Annotated in this window: 23 protein-coding genes; 10 read left to right on the plus strand and 13 right to left on the minus strand. The window is 74.2% G+C overall.

Translation table 11 applies throughout. The features are described 5' to 3' along the window. Nucleotides 1-31 precede the first annotated feature (31 nt). Complete coding sequence (locus tag ACL03H_RS11315; protein WP_412811117.1) at nt 32-859, minus strand: TylF/MycF/NovP-related O-methyltransferase; 828 nt, start codon at nt 857-859, stop codon at nt 32-34. Between the two features lie 276 nt (nt 860-1,135). Here ACL03H_RS11315 and ACL03H_RS11320 point away from each other — a divergent pair, with 276 nt between their 5' ends. Beyond that, nucleotides 1,136-2,296: a class I SAM-dependent methyltransferase gene (locus ACL03H_RS11320; RefSeq protein ID WP_412811118.1), complete on the plus strand. Its 1,161-nt coding sequence runs from the start codon at nt 1,136-1,138 to the stop codon at nt 2,294-2,296. A 61-nt stretch (nt 2,297-2,357) separates the two neighbouring features. On the opposite strand, the gene ACL03H_RS11325 is transcribed toward ACL03H_RS11320, so the two are convergent. Continuing rightward, on the minus strand, nt 2,358-3,329 hold the full coding sequence (locus ACL03H_RS11325) for an NAD-dependent epimerase/dehydratase family protein (RefSeq protein WP_412811119.1): 972 nt from the start codon (nt 3,327-3,329) through the stop codon (nt 2,358-2,360). A 583-nt stretch (nt 3,330-3,912) separates the two neighbouring features. On the opposite strand from ACL03H_RS11325, the gene ACL03H_RS11330 reads away from it, so the two are divergent. Beyond that, nucleotides 3,913-4,893, plus strand: coding sequence for a ParB/RepB/Spo0J family partition protein (locus ACL03H_RS11330; protein WP_412811120.1), 981 nt, complete (start codon nt 3,913-3,915; stop codon nt 4,891-4,893). Between the two features lie 95 nt (nt 4,894-4,988). Here the strand turns inward: ACL03H_RS11330 and ACL03H_RS11335 are convergent, their stop codons facing one another. Continuing rightward, the gene (locus ACL03H_RS11335) at nt 4,989-5,234 is read right to left on the minus strand and encodes a DUF5703 family protein (protein WP_412811185.1); all 246 of its coding nucleotides are present in this window, start codon (nt 5,232-5,234) and stop codon (nt 4,989-4,991) included. 29 nt (nt 5,235-5,263) lie between these two features. Next, on the minus strand, nt 5,264-6,229 hold the full coding sequence (locus ACL03H_RS11340) for a hypothetical protein (RefSeq protein WP_412811121.1): 966 nt from the start codon (nt 6,227-6,229) through the stop codon (nt 5,264-5,266). 349 nt (nt 6,230-6,578) lie between these two features. On the opposite strand from ACL03H_RS11340, the gene ACL03H_RS11345 reads away from it, so the two are divergent. The 4 genes from ACL03H_RS11345 (at nt 6,579) to ACL03H_RS11360 (ending at nt 9,957) form a co-directional block, all read left to right on the plus strand. Beyond that, nucleotides 6,579-7,409: an undecaprenyl-diphosphate phosphatase gene (locus ACL03H_RS11345; RefSeq protein WP_412811122.1), complete on the plus strand. Its 831-nt coding sequence runs from the start codon at nt 6,579-6,581 to the stop codon at nt 7,407-7,409. A 102-nt stretch (nt 7,410-7,511) separates the two neighbouring features. After that, nucleotides 7,512-8,198, plus strand: a complete 687-nt coding sequence (locus ACL03H_RS11350; protein ID WP_412811123.1) for a histidine phosphatase family protein — start codon at nt 7,512-7,514, stop codon at nt 8,196-8,198. Continuing rightward, nucleotides 8,195-8,632, plus strand: a complete 438-nt coding sequence (locus tag ACL03H_RS11355; RefSeq protein WP_412811124.1) for a DUF6314 family protein — start codon at nt 8,195-8,197, stop codon at nt 8,630-8,632. Before ACL03H_RS11350 ends, ACL03H_RS11355 begins: the two co-directional genes overlap by 4 nt. Before the next feature lie 146 nt (nt 8,633-8,778). After that, a complete protein-coding gene (locus ACL03H_RS11360) occupies nt 8,779-9,957 on the plus strand; it encodes a macrolide family glycosyltransferase (RefSeq protein WP_412811125.1) in 1,179 nt (392 codons plus the stop codon). Nucleotides 9,958-10,011: 54 nt separating this feature from the next. Here ACL03H_RS11360 and ACL03H_RS11365 read toward each other — a convergent pair whose 3' ends face one another. The 8 genes from ACL03H_RS11365 to ACL03H_RS11400 all read right to left on the minus strand — a co-directional run bounded on the left by ACL03H_RS11365 (nt 10,012) and on the right by ACL03H_RS11400 (nt 16,433). After that, complete coding sequence (locus ACL03H_RS11365) at nt 10,012-10,584, minus strand: 1,2-dihydroxy-3-keto-5-methylthiopentene dioxygenase (RefSeq protein WP_412811126.1); 573 nt, start codon at nt 10,582-10,584, stop codon at nt 10,012-10,014. Nucleotides 10,585-10,594: 10 nt separating this feature from the next. Then, nucleotides 10,595-11,242, minus strand: a complete 648-nt coding sequence (gene mtnB / locus ACL03H_RS11370) for a methylthioribulose 1-phosphate dehydratase (protein WP_412811127.1) — start codon at nt 11,240-11,242, stop codon at nt 10,595-10,597. Beyond that, entirely contained in the window at nt 11,239-11,958 is a 720-nt protein-coding gene (gene mtnC, locus ACL03H_RS11375; protein WP_412811128.1) for an acireductone synthase, read from the minus strand. The genes mtnB and mtnC overlap by 4 nt, the downstream gene beginning before the upstream one ends. Next, nucleotides 11,955-13,019, minus strand: a complete 1,065-nt coding sequence (locus tag ACL03H_RS11380) for a s-methyl-5-thioribose-1-phosphate isomerase (protein ID WP_412811129.1) — start codon at nt 13,017-13,019, stop codon at nt 11,955-11,957. Before ACL03H_RS11380 ends, mtnC begins: the two co-directional genes overlap by 4 nt. 112 nt (nt 13,020-13,131) lie before the next feature. After that, nucleotides 13,132-13,902, minus strand: coding sequence for a putative protein N(5)-glutamine methyltransferase (locus ACL03H_RS11385; protein ID WP_412811130.1), 771 nt, complete (start codon nt 13,900-13,902; stop codon nt 13,132-13,134). A 100-nt stretch (nt 13,903-14,002) separates the two neighbouring features. Further along, nucleotides 14,003-14,470 (minus strand): hypothetical protein, encoded by a 468-nt coding sequence (locus ACL03H_RS11390; protein ID WP_412811131.1) that lies wholly within the window; start codon nt 14,468-14,470, stop codon nt 14,003-14,005. A 525-nt stretch (nt 14,471-14,995) separates the two neighbouring features. Next, nucleotides 14,996-15,985, minus strand: coding sequence for a pirin family protein (locus ACL03H_RS11395; protein WP_412811132.1), 990 nt, complete (start codon nt 15,983-15,985; stop codon nt 14,996-14,998). Nucleotides 15,986-16,109: 124 nt separating this feature from the next. Continuing rightward, nucleotides 16,110-16,433, minus strand: coding sequence for a GNAT family N-acetyltransferase (locus tag ACL03H_RS11400; protein ID WP_412811133.1), 324 nt, complete (start codon nt 16,431-16,433; stop codon nt 16,110-16,112). Between the two features lie 112 nt (nt 16,434-16,545). Between ACL03H_RS11400 and ACL03H_RS11405 the strand changes: the two genes are divergently transcribed. The 4 genes from ACL03H_RS11405 to ACL03H_RS11420 are packed head-to-tail and all read left to right on the plus strand — an operon-like array spanning nt 16,546 to nt 19,147. Next, nucleotides 16,546-16,989, plus strand: a complete 444-nt coding sequence (locus ACL03H_RS11405; RefSeq protein WP_412811134.1) for a MarR family winged helix-turn-helix transcriptional regulator — start codon at nt 16,546-16,548, stop codon at nt 16,987-16,989. Next, nucleotides 16,986-17,837: a hydrolase gene (locus tag ACL03H_RS11410; RefSeq protein ID WP_412811135.1), complete on the plus strand. Its 852-nt coding sequence runs from the start codon at nt 16,986-16,988 to the stop codon at nt 17,835-17,837. Before ACL03H_RS11405 ends, ACL03H_RS11410 begins: the two co-directional genes overlap by 4 nt. After that, entirely contained in the window at nt 17,834-18,586 is a 753-nt protein-coding gene (locus ACL03H_RS11415) for an SDR family NAD(P)-dependent oxidoreductase (protein WP_412811136.1), read from the plus strand. The genes ACL03H_RS11410 and ACL03H_RS11415 overlap by 4 nt, the downstream gene beginning before the upstream one ends. Before the next feature lie 54 nt (nt 18,587-18,640). Next, nucleotides 18,641-19,147 carry a DnaJ family domain-containing protein gene (locus ACL03H_RS11420; protein ID WP_412811137.1) on the plus strand — a complete coding sequence of 169 codons (507 nt, stop codon included), beginning with the start codon at nt 18,641-18,643 and terminating at the stop codon, nt 19,145-19,147. Nucleotides 19,148-19,209: 62 nt separating this feature from the next. Here the strand turns inward: ACL03H_RS11420 and ACL03H_RS11425 are convergent, their stop codons facing one another. Next, nucleotides 19,210-20,160: a phosphotransferase gene (locus tag ACL03H_RS11425; RefSeq protein ID WP_412811138.1), complete on the minus strand. Its 951-nt coding sequence runs from the start codon at nt 20,158-20,160 to the stop codon at nt 19,210-19,212. Nucleotides 20,161-20,257: the final 97 nt, after the last annotated feature.

The raw sequence follows: 20,257 nt of genomic DNA on the forward strand, positions 1-20,257 counted from the left end.
CCTCCAGTGCCGCGACGTCCACCCGCACCGCTCAGCCGCGGGTCTTGCGCCAGCGGACGCCGGTCCAGTCGATCTGCTCGATCGGATCGGTGATGCCGCGTTCCGCGCGGAAGTCCTCGACCGCGCGCACGCACGGTTCGAGGCTGAAGTCGTCGATGACGCAGAACCCGCCGACCGACAACCGGTCGTAGAGGTGGCGCAGCACGACGTCCGTGGACTCGTACAGGTCGCCGTCCAGCCGCAGCACCGCGATCCGCTCGATCGGCGCCTGCGGGATCGTGTCGCGGAAGTAGCCGGGCAGGAAGCGCACCTGCTCGTCCAGCAGGTCGTAGCGCCGGAACCGCGAGCGGACCTCCTCCAGGCCGATGGAGTGCGAGTAGGGCATGGAGTCCAGCGACTGCTGCGCGAGCGGGCTCGCGAAGCGCTCGTCGGCCGGGTAGTGCTCCAGATCGGGTGTCGGGAACCCGTTGAACGAGTCGGCGACCCACACGTTCCGGTCCCGCACGCCCCAGGCCCGCAGCACCCCGCGCATGTACATGCACGCGCCGCCCCGCCACACCCCGGTCTCCACCAGGTCACCGGGGACCTGATCGGTCAGCACCCGCTCCACGCAGCCGCGCAGGTCCTCCAGCCGCTTCCAGCCGAGCATCGTATCGGCGTCCTGGTGCGCGTACCGGCCTTCCTCCAGGTCCGCGACGGTCGTGCTGTCGTCGGTGGCCCAGGTCGGCTTCCGCAGCGGGGCGCCCAGGAACGTCTCGCCGTCGGCGTACCGCGTCAGGCAGCGCTTGAGCAGATCGAGGTAGGCGTCGCGAGCGGCCACCGCCGCGGTGTCCTCCGGGGCCGAAACCACGTTGCTCATCCGGTCATCTCCTCACGGCGGGGTGTCGGCGGAACGCGCGAGGGAGCCGCGGCCCGAACGTCGAGCAGATCTTCGGGAGCGCTCGCCTCGGCTGTCAACGTCGATCCCGAACGGGGCGGGCAGCGGTCGATTGGTTCCCCAGCGCCGTCGTTGCCTCCCCGCCGAGGGCTGCGTAGCTTTCCCGCGACCGCGCCCGTCGAGCGCGGCCGGTGCCCGCGGGGATGCCACCGCGCACCGGATTTCGTCCCGCGTTCCGCGACAGGATGGGAAGACCTCATGCGATCCAGCGAGCAGGCGGCACGACTGCGCACGTTGATCTTGGCCGCGGGCGGCGGTACGGAGCGGATCCGGGAGGTCGTCGGCGAGCTCGGCCGCCGCTGGGTCGCCGGGGTGCTGGCCGACGAGCTGGTGCACCGGGCGGAGCTGGGCGCCCTCCCGCAGCTGGCGCGGCACCCGGTCCTGGTGCGGTTGGAGCTGGCGCTCGACGGCGAGGTCACGACCTGCGCAGTGCGGGCCGCGGACACCGGGGCGACGGTGACCGTCGATGACCCGGACTCCGCCGCCGACGCGCACGCCACCGTCGAGCTCGACCTGGCGCAACTGGTCCGCGCCGTGTTCGGCCCCCGCGGCGCCGGCGGCGAACCGGAGCGTCGCATCACCTGGCGCGACTTCGAGGACCCCGCCGCGCTCAGCGCGGGCATGCACGTGCTGCCGGTGGTGCAGCACCTGCTCAGCGGCGCCGCCGAGCAACCGCTGGACCTGTCGGGGCTGTCGCTGCGCTCCGGTTCGGACAAGTGGGGGCTGCACTTCTACGCCCCGCACTACGAGCGGCACTTCGGCCCGCTGCGGGACCGGCCGCTGACGGTGCTCGAACTCGGCATCGGTGGTTACGACGATCCGGCCGCGGGCGGTGGCTCGCTGCGGATGTGGAAGCGGTTCTTCCCCCGCGCGCTGGTGTACGGGGTGGACGTCGTCGACAAGAGCCCGCTGGCCGAGCAGCGGCTCTACCCGATCCGGGGCGATCAGTCCGATGTGGACTTCCTGGCGGAGCTGGCCGGCGAGATCGGCCCGGTGGACGTGGTCATCGACGACGGCAGCCACTACTGCCCGGACGTGATCAGCAGCTTCCGCGCGCTGTTCCCGCTGCTGGCGCCCGGTGGCCTCTACGTCATCGAGGACCTGCAGACCTCCTACTGGCCCGCCTACGGCGGCAGCTCGGAGGACCCCGGGGACCCGGCCACCACGATGGGTTTCCTCAAGCAGCTGCTCGACGGGCTCAACCACGAGGAGTTCCTGCCCGCCGGCGCGCGCGAGACCTCCGAGTTCGACCGCACGATCGTCGGCGCGCACTTCTACCACAACCTGGTCTTCCTGGAGAAGGGCCGCAACGCCGAGGGTTCGATCCCGAGGTGGCTGGGCCGCGAGCGGCCCGCCTGACCCGGCGTGCCGGGGCTCCGCGCGCCGCCCCGCCGCGAACCAGCGGCCGCGCGGCGCGCGTTCAGGCGCGGCCGCCGACGAAGTTCTCCCGGTACCAGCGCACGGTCTCGGCGAGCCCCTCCTCCAGCGGGCGCGGGACGAACCCGAGCGCGGAGGTGATCCGGCCGGTGTCGAGCTCGGGGAGCCGCGCGCCGGCCGGTTTGTCGGGGTCGAGCTCGATTCGCTCGACCGCGCCGAACTCCCGGTGCAGCAGCCTGGCCAGCTCCAGCAGCGAGACCGAACCGGCTCCGGCGACGTTGAAGGTCTCCGGCCCGCTGGTGGCGACCGCGCCCAGCACGGCCCGCACGAGGTCCCGGACGTGCAGGAAGGAGCGGCGCTGCTGCCCGTCGCCCCAGATCGTGATCGGCTCACCGCGGGCGATGCGGCCCATCATGGCGGGGATCACCCGCTGCACCCGCGGATCGGTGCCGTCGCCGGGGCCGTAGACGTTGCTCGGCCGGGCGAGCAGGACCCGCATCCCGAACTGCTTGCGGTAGGCGTCGGCGAGCAGCTCCGCGAAGATCTTCGACAGCGCGTAGCCGTCGCCGTCGAGCGCCAGGCTGGTCCGGTAGTCGTCCTCCTCGCGCAGCGCCCCGGCCCCGCCACCGGTGTAGATCTCGGCGGAGCTCAGCAGCACGACCGTGCCGATGCGGTGGTCCCGGGCGGCGTTGAGCACGTTCGAGGCGATGCGGGTGTTGGCGTCGAGGATCGTGCCGAAATTGCGCTTCTTGAATTCGCCGTTGCCGTCGATGCCCGCGCAGTGGATCAGGACGTCCACCTCCGCTCCGACGTAGCGGAACAGCGCTTCCACCTCGACGCTCGACAGCAGGTCGATGCGGATCTCCCGGTGCCCGGCACCGTCGGACGCCGGGCCGCGGTGCAGCGACAGCACGCGGGCGCCGGCGGCGGTGAGAACTTCGGCGAAATGCGCGCCGATGAACCCCCTCCCGCCGGTGACCAAGACGGTCCGGCCCTGCCAGAAACCATTCTCCATGACGTTTCCGATCCTGTGCGCGAGTAGCGGGAATCGGCTGATCCTGGCACGCGGGAAAATGCGGGTAAACGTCGTGACGCGATATTTCGAGAACTGCCCGGAGGAGCTGTTCGACCGAACATGCCGAGCAGTCGAACACCGATCCGCTGCGGCCCGGGCGAACTGTAGCAGCCATCGGAGAAACAGACGAGCAATCGTTTTCCGAGACCCCCGGGGGACCGCCGAGACCAGAAGTCAACCCCTTGAACTGCGAAGATGGCCCCAGTTTGCCTCCCGCGCGGGATTGCTCTGTTCGGGGGGGTTGGCTCGCCCGCCCACCTCCGACCATAATGACCTCGATCCACCCGCTGGGGTGAATAGGTGGATCGCCCGCACTGCCACTCAAGGCATCGCGCCGCGGAACAACGTCGCGACGCGGTGTTCGCGCGCGCCGACGAAGCGCGTGCGTTCACATTCGCGGGCAGGTCGAAGTGAATATCTCAATCTGGGGGACGGGTTGACAAGCAGTGAAGCACTCGTGGCGTCCCGGCGGGTCGAGCCGCCGTTCTCGCCACCGGAGAGGCGCGGCGACGAGCCGCGTCTGGTGACCGCCGAGACCGCGACGATGCCGATCGCGGCGCTGACCCCGGCCGAACAGCTGCGGGTCGCCGGGGTGAACCACCACCACGTCCGCGCGTTGGCGGAGGTCAAGGCCGCCCTCCCACCGATCCTCGTGCACCGGTCGACCAAGCGGGTCATCGACGGGATGCACCGGCTGCGCGCGGCCGAGGCGCGCGGGCTGCGCGAGATCGAGGTCCGGTTCTACGACGGCGCCACCGAGGACGCCTTCGTCCTCGCGGTGGAGGCGAACGTCGCGCACGGCCTGCCGCTGTCCCTGCGCGATCGCACCGCGGCGGCCACTCGCATCATCAGCGGCCACCCGGAGTGGTCCGACCGCAAGATCGCCTCGGTCACCGGGTTGGCCGCCACCACCGTCGGCGCCATCCGCCGACGCTCCTCCGAGTGCGCCGCCCAGGTCACCAGCCGGGTCGGGCGGGACGGCAGGGCGCGGCCGCTGAACGGGGTCGCCGGCCGGATGCTGGCCAGCGAGCTCATGCGCGACCGCCCGGACGCCTCGCTGCGCGAGATCGCGAAGGCGGCGGGAATCTCCCCGTCCACCGCCCACGACGTGCGGGAACGCCTGCGCGGCGGGAAGAACCCCGTCCCGGCGCGGCTGCGCGAGGCCGCGCGGGAGGAGACCGCCGAGGAGCGCGGCGGACCGGGCAGCACCGGCGGCCGCGACCTCCCGCAGGCGCAGGCCGCGGATCGCTCGACGATCCTGGGTGCGCTGAAGCGGGATCCGTCGCTGCGGTTCACCGAATCGGGCCGTGCGCTGCTGCGCTGGCTGGACGCCCACACCAGCGGGGTGGAGGAGTGGACCGAGCTGTTCGACAACGTCCCGGCCCACTGCCGGGGCGTCGTCGCCGAACTGGCCAGGGGCGCGTGCCACTCCTGGCACGAGTTCGCTGAACGGTTGGAGAACGGCCCCGGCCTCGGGGCGCGCCCGCCGGCCAACCCGGCCTGACCGCTCGCCGTCGAGCTCCCGGCGGCGGTGGGGCGCTGCGCCCGCGCGCCGTCGCCGACGAGCGCGGAGTCCGGGGGCGGTGCGCCCCGGCCGGGTCAGGTCAGCAGTTCCGGCACGCCCGGGGTGCTGCGCTTGCGGCGCAACCACACCTTCCGGCTGCCGTCGGAGTACAGCAGCACCCGCGAGAGCTCCCAGCCGGAGAACTCGGCGTGGATGCTCAGCTGGGTCGCCGCGCTGGGACGGGAGATCCCGGCGGGCAACCGCAGGGGCCGGTACTCCCACTTCTCGTCGGCCCAGCCGTCCTCGCGGTGCCCGCCGGTCGCAGCGGAACCGGCGGGCACCGGGGATCCGGCGGGATCGGTGTCCTCCATCATGGCGTCACCACCTGCAGTCCTGCCCCGGCGGCCGAGGCGACGTACACAGCTCCAGTAGCGGGATCGACGGTCGCGGAATCGGGCTGGCGCACCGTCGGCACCCGGTGCACCTCGCGGGGTTCACCGCCGGCGACGTCGTAGCCGACGAGCTCGTTGGAACCGGTCAAGGTGATCCAGGCCAGGTCCCGCACCGGGTCGTAGGCCAGACCGAACGGCGCACCGGGCACCGGGTAGCGCTGCTTCATGATCAGCGGTTCGGTGGCGAACGCCAGCAGCGCCTCGCCCCGGGTGTCCACGCTCAGCACCCGTCCGTAGCGGTCGGCGACCGCGCGGGTGGCCCCGGCGCCCGCCCGCAGCGCGGCCTCCTTCTCCCCGTCGGCGTCCAGCGGCGTGAGCGACGTGGTGAGCGTGTCGAGGACGTGCACCTGCCCGTCCACGGCCACCAGCTCGGCGGGGCGGGAGAACCCGGTGGCCCGCGCCCCGCCGGGCAGCAGGACCTCGGCGGGATGGCTCAGCGCCACCGCCAGCCCGCCCGGCACGGCGATCGCGTCCAGCGGCCCACCCGGGTACGGCAGCCGTTCGGCGGTGCCGCTGGCCGGGTCGATGCGGGCGACGAGGTCGGCGTCGGGCACGGCGGCCAGCAGATCACCCTCGGGGGTGGGGCGCAGCGTCGCGGGTGGGGCGGGCAGCTCCACGGTGCGCGGCGGCCGGGCGAGGTCGCGCGGATCGCGCAGCGACACGGTGCTGCCGGAGGCGGTGGCCAGGGTGCCGGGCAGGAACGCGGTCAGCGCGCTCGGCGGGGCGGGCAGCACGGGGCCCGCCGGGGCCGCGGTGCCCGCGGGGGACTGGGCGGGCGCGGCGGCCACGAGCGTGTCGGTGACCTGCAGCGGATCCTCGGCGCCGACGCTGCCGCAGCCGGTGAGCACGGTGGCGGTGAGGCAGGCGGCGACCAGTCGGCGCAAAGGGGGGCTCCTCCGGGTGCGGTGGCCCGCGGTTCGGGCGGTGGCGGTTCCAGGATCCCTGATCTGGCGCGGTGGTCGGCGGCCCACCCCGGGCGCCGGGACGGGAGACCTCCAGGATGACATCGGCCACCCCGGGCGGGCCAGCATCGAGCCTTCACCCCGCGTTCGTCGAGAGTTCGTCTCCGCCGGGGCCGGCGCGGCGGACCGCCGCGGTGGCGTTGGCGCTGGTGACCGCCGCGCCGGGGCGGTCTCGGCGGGGCGCGGGGAGTGTTGCAGGATCTGCGGGTGCGGGGTGGTCAGCCCCCGGCGTTCCCGGTGGTCGTCTCGAAGAGTGCTGGAGTGGGTTCAGTTGTCGTGGTTGCAAGCCGTGGTGCTCGCCGTCGTCCAGGGGCTCACCGAATTCCTGCCGATCTCCTCGTCGGGACATCTGCGGATCGTCTCGGAGCTGTTCTTCGGTGACGACGCGGGCGCGTCGTTCACGGCCGTCACGCAGATCGGCACCGAGCTGGCGGTGGTGATCTTCTTCGCGAAGGACATCGCGCGCTTGATCGCGACGTGGTTCAAGGGGCTGGTCGACGCCGACGTGCGCCGCACCCAGGACTACCGCCTCGCGTGGTTCGTGATCGTGGGCAGCATCCCGATCGGCGTGCTGGGGCTGCTGTTCCAGGACTTCATCCGGGGCGCGCTGCGGAGCCTGTGGGTGACCGGGGCGATGCTGATCGTCTTCGGCGTGCTGCTCGGCCTGGCGGAGCGCTTCGGCGGCCAGGTGCGCGGGCAGGACCGGCTGACGCTGCGCGACGGGGTGCTGATGGGCCTGGCGCAGTCGCTGGCGCTGATCCCCGGCGTCTCCCGCTCCGGCGGAACGATCACCGCCGGCCTGGCGCTGGGGCTGACCCGGGCGACGGCGGTGCGGTTCTCGTTCCTGCTGGCGATCCCCGCGGTCTTCGCGGCGGGCCTCTCGGAGATCCCGCACGTGTTCGAGGGCGGCGGCCCGGGCCTGCAGCCCTCGGTGGCGCAGATGGTGGTGGCGACCCTGCTGGCCGGCGTGATCGGCTACGCCTGCATCGCGTGGCTGCTGCGCTTCGTGGAGCGCCACAGCGTGTACCTGTTCGTCTGGTACCGGATCGCCCTCGGTCTGCTGGTGTTCGCCCTGCTCGGCGCGGGCGTCATGCAGCCCTGAGGTGAGTTGACCCGCGGGGGCCCGGTGTCCGGGGGTGCCGGGCCACCGGTGTGCTCGGGTGGGGTTCGGAGCCGGCCGCCGCGGGGCCTACCCTCGGGTGCCGTGGCGACTCTCATCCTGCTCAGGCACGCACGGTCGGCGGCGAACGGCTCGGGGGTCCTCGCGGGGCGCAGCCCCGGGGTGGCGCTGGACTCGGCGGGGACCGCGCAAGTGGCGGACCTGCAGCGGCGGCTGGCGGAGGTGCCGGTGTCCTCGCTGGTCGTCTCCCCGCTGCAGCGGTGCGCCGAGACGGTGCGCGAGTTCGCCGCGGCGCGCGGCCTGGAGCCCGTGGTCGACGAGCGGCTCGCCGAGGTCGACTACGGCGACTGGACGGGCCGGAAGGTCTCCGAGCTGACCGGTGAACCGCTGTGGTCGGTGGTGCAGCAGCACCCGTCGGCGGCGGTGTTCCCCGGCGGCGAGGGCCTGGCGCAGGTGCAGGCGCGCGCGGTGGCCGCGGTCCGCGAGCACGACGCGCGGGTCTCGGCGGAGTTCGGCCCGCAGGCGGTGTGGGTGGCCTGCTCGCACGGCGACGTGATCAAGTCGGTGCTGGCGGACGCGCTGGGCCTGCACCTGGACGGGTTCCAGCGGATCGTGGTCGACCCCTGCTCGCTGAGCGTCGTGCGCTACACCGAGCTGCGCCCGTTCGTGGTGAAGGTCAACGACACCGGCTCCGACGTCTCGGCGCTGCTGCCGCCGCGCGACGCGTCCTCGGACGCGGTGGTCGGTGGTTCCACGGGTGCCGCGTCGTGACCGAGCCGCACCCGGTGGCCGATCTCGCGGAGTTCTTCGCGGGCCGCTGGGTGCTGCGCCGGGACATCGTCGACGACCGCGGGGCGCGGCTCGGGGGTTTCGCGGGCGAATCGGAGTTCACCGCCCGGGACGGCGACCTGGTGGTCTACCAGGAACGCGGCGAGCTGGTGCTGGGCTCCCACCGCGGCGAGGCGCGCCGCACCTTGCACTACCGCTTGGCGGAGGCGGGCCGCGCCTCGGTGCACTTCGACCACGGCGGCTTCTTCCACGACCTCGACCTGCGCTCCGGGCGCTGGCTGGTGGAGCACCCCTGCCGCGCGGACCTGTACCGGGGTGAGTTCGAGGTCTCCGGCCCGGACTCGTGGTGGCAGCGGTGGCGGGTCTCGGGCCCGGCGAAGGCCCACATCCTGACCACCGCGTTCACCCGCGACTGACCCGGGCGGTCACGGGGTGTGCCGGGGTGGTGCCCGAGGGTGTGAGAAGCACCGCACCACCGGCCGTCACCACCGGAGATCAGGAGCGGCAGACTCGACCGGAGAGGTCCGCACGGACCCGTGTCGTCGTCACCGCTAGGGGAATCGTGAAGAAGCACATCGCCGTGGTCACCGCGCCCGCGCAGGGCCACATCAACCCGACGCTGCCGCTGGTGGAGGAGCTCGTGCGGCGCGGGCACCGGGTCAGCTACGCCACCGGGGCACCCATGATCGAGACGGTGGAGGCCGCCGGGAGCAGCGGTGTCGAGCTGCCGATGGCGCTGCCGTCCGTGAAACCGGGCATGACGATGACCGTCGAGGCGATGGCCGGGATGCTCGAGTGGATGCACGGGCAGTGCCGCAGCGCGCTGCCGGTGCTGCTGGAGCGCTTCGAGGCCGACCGGCCCGACGTGGTGTGCTTCGACATGCTCACCCCGGTCGGGCGGGTGCTGGCGCAGAAGCTCGGGGTACCGGTGGTGGCGCTGATGCCGAGCTTCGCCTCCAACGAGCGGGTTTCCCTGCAGGACAAGCTGATGCCGGAGGGCTTCGACCCGACGGCCGAGCCGCTGCGGCGGGCCGAGGGCCTGTTCGCCGAGTTCGCCGCCGAGCACGGCCTGACCGGGGACCTGATGCCGCTGCGCCCCGTGGCGGACACGACCAGCGTGGTGTTCCTGCCCCGGTCCTTCCAGATCGCCGCGGACACCTTCGACGACAACTTCCACTTCGTCGGTCCCTGCCTGGGCAGCCGCGCCGAGCAGGACTACGAGCCCGCCGACCCGGACGCGCCGCTGCTCTACATCTCGCTCGGCACCACGTTCAACGACCGCCCCGACCTCTACGGCACGTTCCTGCGGGCCTTCGGCGGCACCCGCTGGCAGGTCGCGATGTCCATCGGCGGCTCGGTGGATCCGGCCGACCTCGGGGAGATCCCGGCGAACTTCGACGTGCGGGCCTCCCTGCCGCAACCCGGGGTGCTGCGGCGCGCCACCGCGTTCCTCACCCACAACGGCATGGGTTCCACGATGGAGGCGCTGGCCTACGGGGTTCCGATGATCGGGCTGCCGCAGATGCTGGAGCAGGCCGCCAACGCCGACCGCGTCGCGGAGCTGGGCCTGGGCCGGCGGCTGACCGACGACGAGGTCACCCCGCAGGGCTTGCTGGCCGCCGTGGAGGAGGTCGCCGCCGACGAGGGCGTCCGCGCCAACCTGGCGGCGATCCGCGCCGAGCTGGAGACCGCCGGGGGCGCGGCCGCCGGGGCCGAGGTGATCGTCGACGCCTGCGCGTGATCCCGCGCCGGGTGCCCGGCGGCCCGCACGCGCGGCGCCGGGCACCCGGCCGGATCAGCGGGAGGCCATGAGCTCGTCGAAACCGGGGAACCGCTCGGCGGTGTCGGTGCCGAGGAACTCCCCGATCCAGCCGTCGTCGTCGTGGAAGAACCGGATCGAGACGAAGTCCGGGCTGGTTCCCATGTCGAACCAGTGCGTGGTGCGCGCGGGCACGCTCAGCAGATCACCCGCCTCGCACAGCACCGCGTACACCTTGCCCCGCAGGTGCAGGTAGAACACCCCGGCGCCGCGGGCGAAGAAGCGGTCCTCGTCGTCGTCGTGGGTGTGCTCGGACCGGAACTTCTCCCGCGCGGCCTCGGCCCGGGCGGGCCATTCCGGGTCGGCGGAGGGCTTCATCGCGATGGCGTCGACCTTGATGTAGCCCTCGCTGCTGATGACCCGGTCGACCTCGGCGCGGTAGGCCGCCAGCACCTCCTCCGAGGTCGCGTCCTCGGGCAGCTCCCGCAGTTCCCAGCGTTCGAAGCGCACCCCGAACTCCCCGAGCACCGCGCCGATCTCGGCGGCGTCCTCGGTGCGCAGCTCGGCTCGCGCGGGGTCGGTGTCGTCCCAGACGGTCAGCAGCGTCATGCGGTTCTCCTCATCCGATGGGGGTCGGGCGTCCGTGCGCGGCGAGGGCGAACGCCGCCAGCCACTCCAGGCATTCCGCCCGGTGCCGGGCCTGGGCGAGGTCGCGGCCCCACACGTACACCCCGTGCCGGGCGACGATCAGCGCCGGGATCCCGGGATCGTGGACCCGCGCGAAGCGGTCGCCGAGCAGCGTCATGTCCTGGGAGTTGGGCACCACCGGGATGGTGACCTCGTCGTCGTGGGCGGCGCGACCGAGCCCCTTGAGCATCTCCAGATCGCGCAGCACCAGCCCGTCCGGCCACCGCTCGGCGGCCAGCACCGGAGCGAGCACGTGCACGTGGACCACGGCGGCGGCGCCGGTGGTGGCGGCGATGCGGGCGTGCAGCCCCGCCTCGGCGGACGGGCGCTGACCGGGACTCGGCTGGTCGGCGACGGCGGCCCCGGCGGCGTCGACCAGGACGACGTCCTGGTCGACGAGCTCGCCCTTGTCGCGGCCGCTGGCGGTGACCGCCAGCCGCAGCGGATCGTCGCGCAGCACCACCGACAGGTTCCCGGAGGTGCCGCGCATCCAGCCGAGCTCGGCGAACCGGGCGGACTCGGCGGCCAGCGCCGCCCCGGCCCGGGCCAGTTCGGCGGCGGTCACCGGGCCCGCGTTCACGCGGGGACCTCGACGTCGACGTCGTCGAAGCTCGCCACGGCGCGGTGGCGGCCGAAGTCGGCTTCGCCGAACGGTTCCCCCGGCCTGGCCAGTCCCACGGTGCGCCAGCCCGCTTCGGCGGCGGCGTCGAGCTCGGCGGGCACGTCGGAGGCGAACAGCACCCGACCCGGCTCGGTGCCCAGCGTCTCGGTCATGGCCCGGTAGGAGCCGGCGACGCGCTTGGGTCCGGCGTTGGCGGTGTCGAAGTGGTGGGTGAACAGCCCGCGCAGGTCCCCGTCGGTGGTGTGCGAGAACGAGGCGATCTGGGCGGCCGCCGACCCGGAGGAGAAGATCGCCAGGCCCGCCCCCCGCCGCCGGTAGCGCCGCAGCGCACCGGGGACGTCGGGGAACAGCGCGGTGGTCAGCTCCCCGTCGGCGTAGCCGCGCTGCCAGATCAGGCCTTGGAGGGTCTTGAGCGGGGTGGCCTTGCGGTCGGCGTCCATCCACTCGTGCAGCACCGCCACGACCCGCTCGGTACCCGCGTCGGAGGGGAGACCGGCCTCGCGACGGACCTCGGAGACCGCGTCCGCGACCTCGGGATCACGCGGGTGGGCGTCGATCCACGGGCCCAGCCGGGGCCGGGCGTAGTCGTAGAGGACTTCGTGGACCTGGCTGGTGGGGGTCAGCGTGCCCTCGATGTCGAGCACGACCCAGCTGGCCGCTACCGGGGTGGTCACGGACGTTCCTCCTCCTGCTCGGCGTTCGCGTACCCGGCCAGCGCGTCCGGGGCGAACGGGCCGCGGTCGGTGACCACGGTGGTGACGAACCTCGGCGGCGTCACGTCGAACGCCGGATAGCGGCCGCGGACGCGCTCGCTGGCGGTGCGGCGGCCGAGGGTGTGCAGCACCTCGTCGCCGTCGCGGTGCTCGATGGGCACGTCGGAGCCGGTCGCGGCGCGCGGATCGGGGCCGTGGCACAGGGCGTGGAAGGGCACCCCGAAGGCGTGGGCGGCGACCGCCAGCTGCAGGGTGCCGACCTTGTTGATGACGTGGCCGTCGAGGGTGATCCGGTCGCTGGCGGTGATCAGCGCGTCGATCTCACCGGCGCTGAACAGGGCCGCGCCCATGCCGTCGGTGATCAGCGTGGTGGGCACGCCCATCTCGGCGAGGGTTTCCGCGGTCAGCCGGGCGCCCTGCAGGTAGGGGCGGGTCTCGGTGCAGCAGAACTCCAGCTGCTTGCCCGCGCGCTGGGCGGCCGCGACGGTTTCGGTCAGGTACAGGTCGCCCCAGCAGTGGGTGAGCACCCGGGCGCGGTCGGGCAGCAGCGCGGCGGCGGCCTCGCCCATGGCGCGGCTGCGCGCCCGGTAGTCGGCGTCCCCGGCGCGCGCCCCGGCGAGCGCGGCGGCGGCCAGCTGCTCGGGGGAGTCCTCGCCGCGGGCGCGGGCGGCGTCGACCTCGGCCAGCACCCAGGAGACCGCGATGCGCGGGTGGTCGTTGGTGGGGCGGGTGGCGATGAGCCGCTCGGCGGCCGCGGTGAGCCGTTCCCGGACCCGGCCGGGTTCGTCGGCGGCGGCGTGGCGGGCGGCCAGCGCCATGCCCCACAGCGCGGCGAAGTACGGGCCGCTGGACTGGGTGACCATGTCCTCGATGGCGCGGGCGACCTGTTCGAGGTCGCGGGCCCGCACCCAGGTGCGCTCGAAGGGGAACACCCGGCGGTCGAGCAGGTGCACGCCGTCCTCGGCGAGGCGCACGCTCGCGGTCAGCACCGGCTGCCCGGCCGGCTCGGTGATCAACGTCATCGGGGTCCTCTGTGGATGGTCGAGGTCGCGGCGACGTGCCAGCCTACTGACCGGGTCCCCCTGCCGTGCAACGACTTCCAGATGCCAGGACGGCGACGTGCGCATGAGTTGATCAGTCGCGGACGCCGATCGCGACGGTGCCCGCGACCTCGTCATCGCTTCGGACGCGGGCGCGCAGGCCGTGCCCGCTCATCGCGGCGGCCGTCCCGCCGGCCTGTTCGCGGCTGGTCTCGACGAGCAGCGACCCGCCCGGGGCGAGCAGCGCGGGGGCGGCAGCGGCGACGCGGCGGTGCAGGGCGAGACCGTCGGCTCCGCCGTCGAGGGCCAGGCGGGGCTCGTGCTCGCGGGCCTCCGGAGGCAGCAGCGGCAGGCTCCCGGTCGGCACGTAGGGGGCGTTGACCACGAGCACGTCGATCCGGCCGCGCAGCCGGGCGGGCAGGGCCTCGTCGAGGTCGCCCGCGTGCACCCGCTCGGGGGGCAGGTTGCGGCGGGCGCACCGCACCGCGGCGTCGTCGAGGTCGGCGGCGTGCACCTCGGCGCGGGGGAGGCGGTCGAGGACGGCGGCACCGAGGGCGCCGGAGCCGCAGCACAGGTCGACCACGACCGGTTCGGCTCCCGCCCGCTCGGCGGCGAGCACGGCCTGGCGGGCGAGGAACTCGGTGCGGCGCCGGGGGACGAACACGCCCGGGTCCAGGGCGATGCGCAGGCCGAGGAACTCCGCCCAGCCCAGCACCTGCTCCAACGGGAGACCGGCCTCGCGGCGGGCGAGCATCGGCTCCAGCGCACCGCCACCGGATTCGGCCAGCAGCAGCCGGGCCTCGTCCTCGGCGAACACGCAACCCGCGCGGCGCAACCGCGCCACGACCTGATCGAACGACGTCACCGCTGCTCTCCTCCCGGATCCGGCCCGTTCGGGGCGGGCCCGCGCCGGGGAACGTGCACGACCCGGCCCGGACGCCTGGTGCTGGCGTCCGGGCCGGGTGTCAGCGGCGCCGCTTCGGCGGGTCCTTGCGCAGCAGGTCGGGGCCGATGATGCGGCGCACCACGCGGCGGGCGAGGCTGCGGCGCTTGGCCGGGGCGACCCCGGCGGCGCGCCGCGGCGGGCTCGCCGGGGTGATGTCGGGATCGGGCACCGACACCGGTGGGACGTCCGCCGCGGGGACCGCCGACGGGGCCACCGGGGCCAGGTCGGACCGGGTGCCCTGCGGGGTGGCGGTGTCGGACTCGGCCCGCGCGGGGGTCGGATCGGGGTTGAGCCGCTTGGCGAACTCCGGCCGCTCATCCCGGATCGCCGGGATGTAGGGCTGGGTCACCTCCACCCGGTCCGGCCGCGGCACCGCGCCCTCCGGGCGCGCCAGGAAGTCCTCGGGCCGGGCGGTCGGGTGCTGCGGGGAGGAGGGCGGAGCCGGTGCCGCGTCGAGGGGCAGTTCTCCGACGAAGCGAGTGGTCACCGGTCCTGCGTCAGGCCGCGAACGGTCCTGCTGCTCGGGCGGGACCGCCGGCTGGAACCAGGGGCGAACTAGATCGTCTTGAAGTGTCATCCGTATCGACTCTGCGGGGAGCAAACGGCCAGTACCACCAGTGGGTGAAAGCCACCGGCGCGTCAGACCCTACCGGTAACGGACCGGTAAAGCACCACCCGAGTGGGCGCGAAGTGTGGGCGAGCCGGTGCGCGCTGTCACCCCCCGTGCCCGACGGGGCCCTCAACTGCGGAGATCAGTCCGTCCGCTAGCGCCGGAAGCGGGATGCGTTCCCCGCCACACCGGTTCGATCGTCGCCGACCGTGAGCGGTGCGGCGGCCGTTGCGGGCCGATCCGGGCACCATCGTGCTCACGGACCGTGGCGAGGGGCGCCCGGCTCCGGGACGCGGGGCCGGGCACCCGCACCAGCGGTGACCACCGGCCGGGGTGACGCGCCGCCACCCCGGCGGACCGCGTGGCCCGGGGGCGGTCGCGTCAGCGCGGAAGGGTCGGTGGCTAGCGGTGCCGGGGCCGGGCGCGCAGCCGGGCACCCGGCAGTTCCGGGGCGGGCAGCGCGTCCCCGTCGTAGCCGGCCACCGCGCCGAAGCGGCCCGCTCCGGTTCCGGTGCGCTCGGCCTCCCAGCCGCGGCGGGCCTCGACGATCTCCTCGTGGCTGCGGGCCACGAAGTTCCACCACATCACCAGCTCCTCCTCGAACGGCACCCCGCCGATGAGCAGGGCGCGGGTGGCGGTCTCGGCGCGCAGCGCGAGCTCGCGGCGGCCGTGACCGAGGTAGAGCAGGCTTCCGGTGCCCAGCGGGGTTCCCCCGACCTCCAGCGGCTCGGCGAGGGCGAGCACGGCGTGCTCGAAGTCGGGTTCCAGCGGCAACCGGACCTGGCCGCCGGGACGCAGCGCGATCTCGGCGCCGACCAGCGGGCTGCAGGTGCGGGCGGGGGAGGCGGCACCGCCGAGCTCGCCGTTGATGACGGTGGTGGTGCCGCCGGGGGCGGTGAGCGTCGGCAGCGCGTCGTGCTGCTCGAAGTGCGCCTCGCCGTGCCGGTGCGCCTCGGGCTGGGCGATCCACAGCTGCACCCCGTGCAGGTGGGGGGAGCGCGCGGGCGGTGACTGCTCGGAGTGCGCGATGCCCGCGCCCGCGGTCATCAGGTTGAGCTGGCCGGGCCGCACCAGGCTGCGGCTGCCGAGGCTGTCCTGGTGCAGGATCTCGCCGTCGAGCAGCCAGCTCACGGTCTGCAGCCCGATGTGCGGGTGCGGCGGGACCTGCATCCCGGGTCCGGCGTTGACGTCGGTGGGCCCGTAGGAGTCGATGAAGCACCAGGCGCCGACCATCCGCCGATCGCGGTGCGGCAGCACCCGGCGCACCGGCATCGCGCGGGGCCCGCCCAGCGGGACGGACCGGGGTTCGAGGAGTTCGACGGCCTGTTCGACGCCCTCGGCCGGACCGTCGCACACGGTGCGCTCGTCGGGGGCGGGATCGATGTTGCTCACGTCGCCACAGTAGGCGCGGGCGCCAGCATCGCGTTGATCATCGGCACTCGCCTGCGCCCGCCCGCGCCCCGGCGACCTCGAACCGCCGCGAGAACCGGCGCCCGCCCGGGCGCGGCGGTGGGGCTCAGCCCTGGGGCTGGGCGAGGCGGGCCCGGTCGTCCTCGCCGAGCAGGTCGAGCTGATCGGGGTGCTTGCGGACGAACTCGGCCATGTAGGGGCACAGCGGCACCACCTGCTCGCCGCGCTCCCGGGCGCTGCCGAAGGCGGCGCGGGCGAGCTGTCCGGCCACGCCCCTGCCCTGGTGCCGCTGGTCGACCTCGGTGTGGGTGAGCTCGATGCGGCCGGGGCGGCGCACGTAGTCGGCGAAGCCGGCGAGGGCTCCGTCGACGGTGGCCTCGAAGCGGTGGCGCTCAGGTCGATCGGTGATCTGCACGCGGGATTCGCTCATACCGCCCTTCTACCAGGTGTCGCGTCCGGTTCGCGCCGATCGCCCGATCCCGTTCAGCCCGGACTGCGCAGGTGGAACTGGACAGCCTGGACTGATGAACTAGGGTCGCGGCGTGGCGGGAGACCCGGAGGGCGGTTCGGCGGTGCGCGCGGGCCGCGACGTGCGGGTGGTGCTCAGCCGGCTGCGCCGCAGGCTGCGCGAGGTCGCCGCGGACGAGGACCTGACCTCCTCGCAGCTGTCGGTGCTCACCCGGTTGAGCAAGGAGGGCGGCTCCTCGGCCAGCGCGCTCGCGGTCGCCGAAGGCGTGCGCCCGCAGTCGATGGCCAGCACCCTGGCCGCTCTCTCCCAGCTCGGTCTCCTCGAACGCCGCCCCGATCCGGGCGACGGCCGCCGCCAGCTGATCACCCTCAGCGCGGCGGGATCCCGCCGGGCCGAGGACGACCGCCAAGCCCGCCGAGCCTGGCTCACCCGCGTGCTGCGGGAGCGCTGCACCGAGGACGAACGGCAGACGATCATCGAGGCGATGGCGCTGCTGGAGCGGATCGCCGAACCGTGAGCGCCCCGGCCGACGCGACGGGGGCCGAACGGCGCCTGATCGCGCCGACGGTCCTCGGCTCGGCGCGCGGGTACCCGACGGTGCTGGCGATCCTCGCCGCCGCGGCGTTGCTGAGCGGAGCGGCCGAGACCCTCGAAACGCACGACCTGGCCCGGTTCGTGCTCGTCGCGGCCGCGCCGCTGCTGGTGGTCGCGGTCCTGGACCGCTCACACCGGCGCCTCGGCGCGGCGAGCTCACAGCCCCCGCTGGAGAACAGGAGAGTTCCCATGCCCATCAGCACCCTCGACCCGCGCACCGCCCTGGTGCTCATCGACCTGCAACGGGGCATCGCCGGAGCCGGCGGCACCCCGCACCCGGCCGCCGAGGTCGTGGCGCGCGGCGCCCGGCTCGCGGAGGCGTTCCGCGCGCACGGCGCACCGGTGGTGCTGGTGCGGGTCAGCTTCGCCGCCGACGGCGCGGACGCGCCCCCGGGCCGCACCGAGACCGGGCGCGGTGGGCAGCGGCCCGACGGCTGGGACGAGATCGTCGACGAGCTCGCCGGGCATCCGCAGGACGTGGTGGTGACCAAGCGGAACTGGGGCGCCTTCCACGGCACCGACCTGGACGTGCGGCTGCGCCGACGCGGCGTCACCCAGATCGTGCTCGGCGGGATCGCCACCAGCCTGGGCGTGGAGTCCACCGCCCGCGCCGCCCACGAGCACGGCTACCACGTCGTCCTGGCCACCGACGCGATGACCGACCTCGACGCCGAGCAGCACCGCAACAGCGTGGAGCGGATCTTCCCGCGCCTGGGCGAGCGCGGCACCACCGGGGAGATCGTCGAGCTGCTCGCCCGGACTCGCGGATGAGCCGGGGCATCCTGGTCACGGGCGCGTCCCGGGGCATCGGCCGGGCCGTCGCGGCCGCGTTCGCGGCGGGCGGCGACCGGGTCGCCGTGCACTGCTCGTCGCGGCCGGAGGACGCCGCACGCACGGTGGAGTCGCTCCCGGGTTCGGGGCACCTGCTGCTGCGGGCCGACCTCGCCGACCCCGCGCAGGCCGCCTCGCTGGTCACCGACGCGGTCGCCGGGCTCGGCGCGGTGGACGTGCTGGTCAACAACGCGGCGGTGATGACCCCGCACCCGCCCGCGACCACGTCCTACGCCGACTGGCAGGCGGCGTGGCGCTCGACGCTGGAGGTGAACCTGCTCGGCGCGGCCCACCTCAGCCACCAGGTCGCCGCGCACCTGATCGAGCGCGGCGCGCCGGGCGCCATCGTCAACGTCGGCTCCCGGGGCGCGTTCCGGGGCGAGCCCGAGCACCCCGCCTACGGGGCGAGCAAGGCCGCGCTGCACGCGATGGGCCAGTCGCTGGCGGTGGCGCTGGCCCCGCACGGGATCGCGGTGTCCTCGGTGGCGCCCGGCTTCGTGGCCACCGAGCGGGTCGCGGAACGGTTGGAGGGCGAGCGGGGCGCCGAGATCCGGGGGCAGAGCCCGTTCGGCCGGGTCGCGGCCGCCGAGGAGGTGGCCGCCGCCGTGGTCTACCTGGCCTCTCCGGCCGCGGCCTGGTCCTCGGGCGCGGTGCTCGATGTCAACGGAGCGTCCTACCTGCGAACCTGACCACCACGCCCGGGGTGGCCGTATCCTGGCTCGTGGCGAAACGCGGGAGGTGGCATGACCGAGCGCAAGCCGGCCGCGATGACGTTCGAGAGCTGGATCGACCGCCAGATCCGGGTGGCCCAGGAACGCGGCGAGTTCGACGACCTCGCCGGTGCTGGGAAACCGCTTCCCGGTGCTGGCGAGGCGCACGACGAGCTGTGGTGGGTCAAGGGCTACGTCGAGCGCGAGGGCCTGTCCGGGGAGGCGCTGCTGCCGACCCCGCTGCGCCTGCGCAAGGAGGTGGAGCGGCTCCCGGAGGTGGTGCGGGAGCTGCCCACGGAGCGCGCGGTGCGCGACACCGCCGCCGAGCTCAACCGGCGGATCGCGACCTGGCTGCGCACCGCCACCGGACCGCAGGTCCCGATCGGCCTGGTGCGGGTCGATGAGCTCGTCGCGCACTGGCACGAGCAGCGGGTCCGCCCCGCTGCCCCGGCCCCGGTGACGGTGCCGGGGGTTCGCGACGGCCGGTGGCGCCGGTTCACCCGGTTCCTGCGCGGAACCGGACGCTTCCCCTCCCGCTGACCGGACCGGCCGCGCGGTGCGCCGGGCTGAAGCGGGGAGCCGCTCAGCAGGGGCCTGACCGGTCAGTCGGCGAGGCCCCCGGCGAACGGGGCACCGCGCCACTGGTCGAGTGCCGGGGCGACGGCCTCGGCGAGCATCGGCAGCTGCGGCGCGAGGGCGAGGCAGGCCACCGAGCGCAGCATCCCGACCGCGTTGACCAGGCGCAGCACCCGCTCATCGAGAGGGCGCAGGCCGAGCTCGCGGGCCGCGGCGTCGTAGACGGCCTCCCCCTCCGCGCCGAGGAACGCCAGGTCCCATTCGACGGGTCCGAGGGTGGCGAGCTCGAAGTCGGCGAACAGCTCACCACCGGGGGTGGTGAGGATGTTGACGGCGGGCGCGTCGCCGTGGATCGCTTGCAGCTCGATTCCCGGGAACGCGGCCTCGAACCCGGCGCGGGAGGTGACCAGCGGGGCCAGCGCGGCCCACTCCCGTCGCGCCCGCTCCAGGTCGGCGGGCGCGAGCAGATCGGGGCGCCGTTCCAGGTCGGCGAGGCCGTTGGTGATCATGCCGGGGTCGGCGGAGTCCAGGAACGGCAGCGGGCCCGGGTAGTCGCGCAACGCCCGGTGCAGGTCGGCGACCAGGCGGCAGCGCCCGATGTAGTCGGGTTCGGCGGTGCTGTCGGCCTCGACGTGCTGCCAGCAGGTCATGGAGAACCCATCGCGCCGCACGGGTTCGCGGGGCACGAGCGGGCTGGGCGCGACGACGGGCGCGCCCCGGGCGTGCAGCCAGCTGGTGACGTCGAGCTCGATGCGCTGACGCGCCGCCTGCACCTCGGGGTCGGTGCCGGGTGGCAGCACGGTCGGCACCCGCACCACGACCGGGGCGGGTGCCAGGTGCACGACGACGGAGAACACGTCGTGCAGCACCGTGGCCTCGCGCACGTCGAGACCGAGTTCGCGGCCCGCGGCGGTGGCCGCCGCCACGGCCCGGGTGGTGCGCTCGGCGCGTTGCTGGGGTGTGGTGGCGACCGACATGCGGGCGATCCTGACACGCGCTGAGGTCGAGCGCGACGAATTATTCACCGCGCCCAGATCGTCACCGTGACGAATTCAGGGTTGGTCTTCGGTCCTG

This window comes from Saccharopolyspora antibiotica (assembly GCF_047200635.1).
In the GTDB taxonomy this organism is placed as follows: Bacteria; Actinomycetota; Actinomycetes; order Mycobacteriales; family Pseudonocardiaceae; genus Saccharopolyspora_C.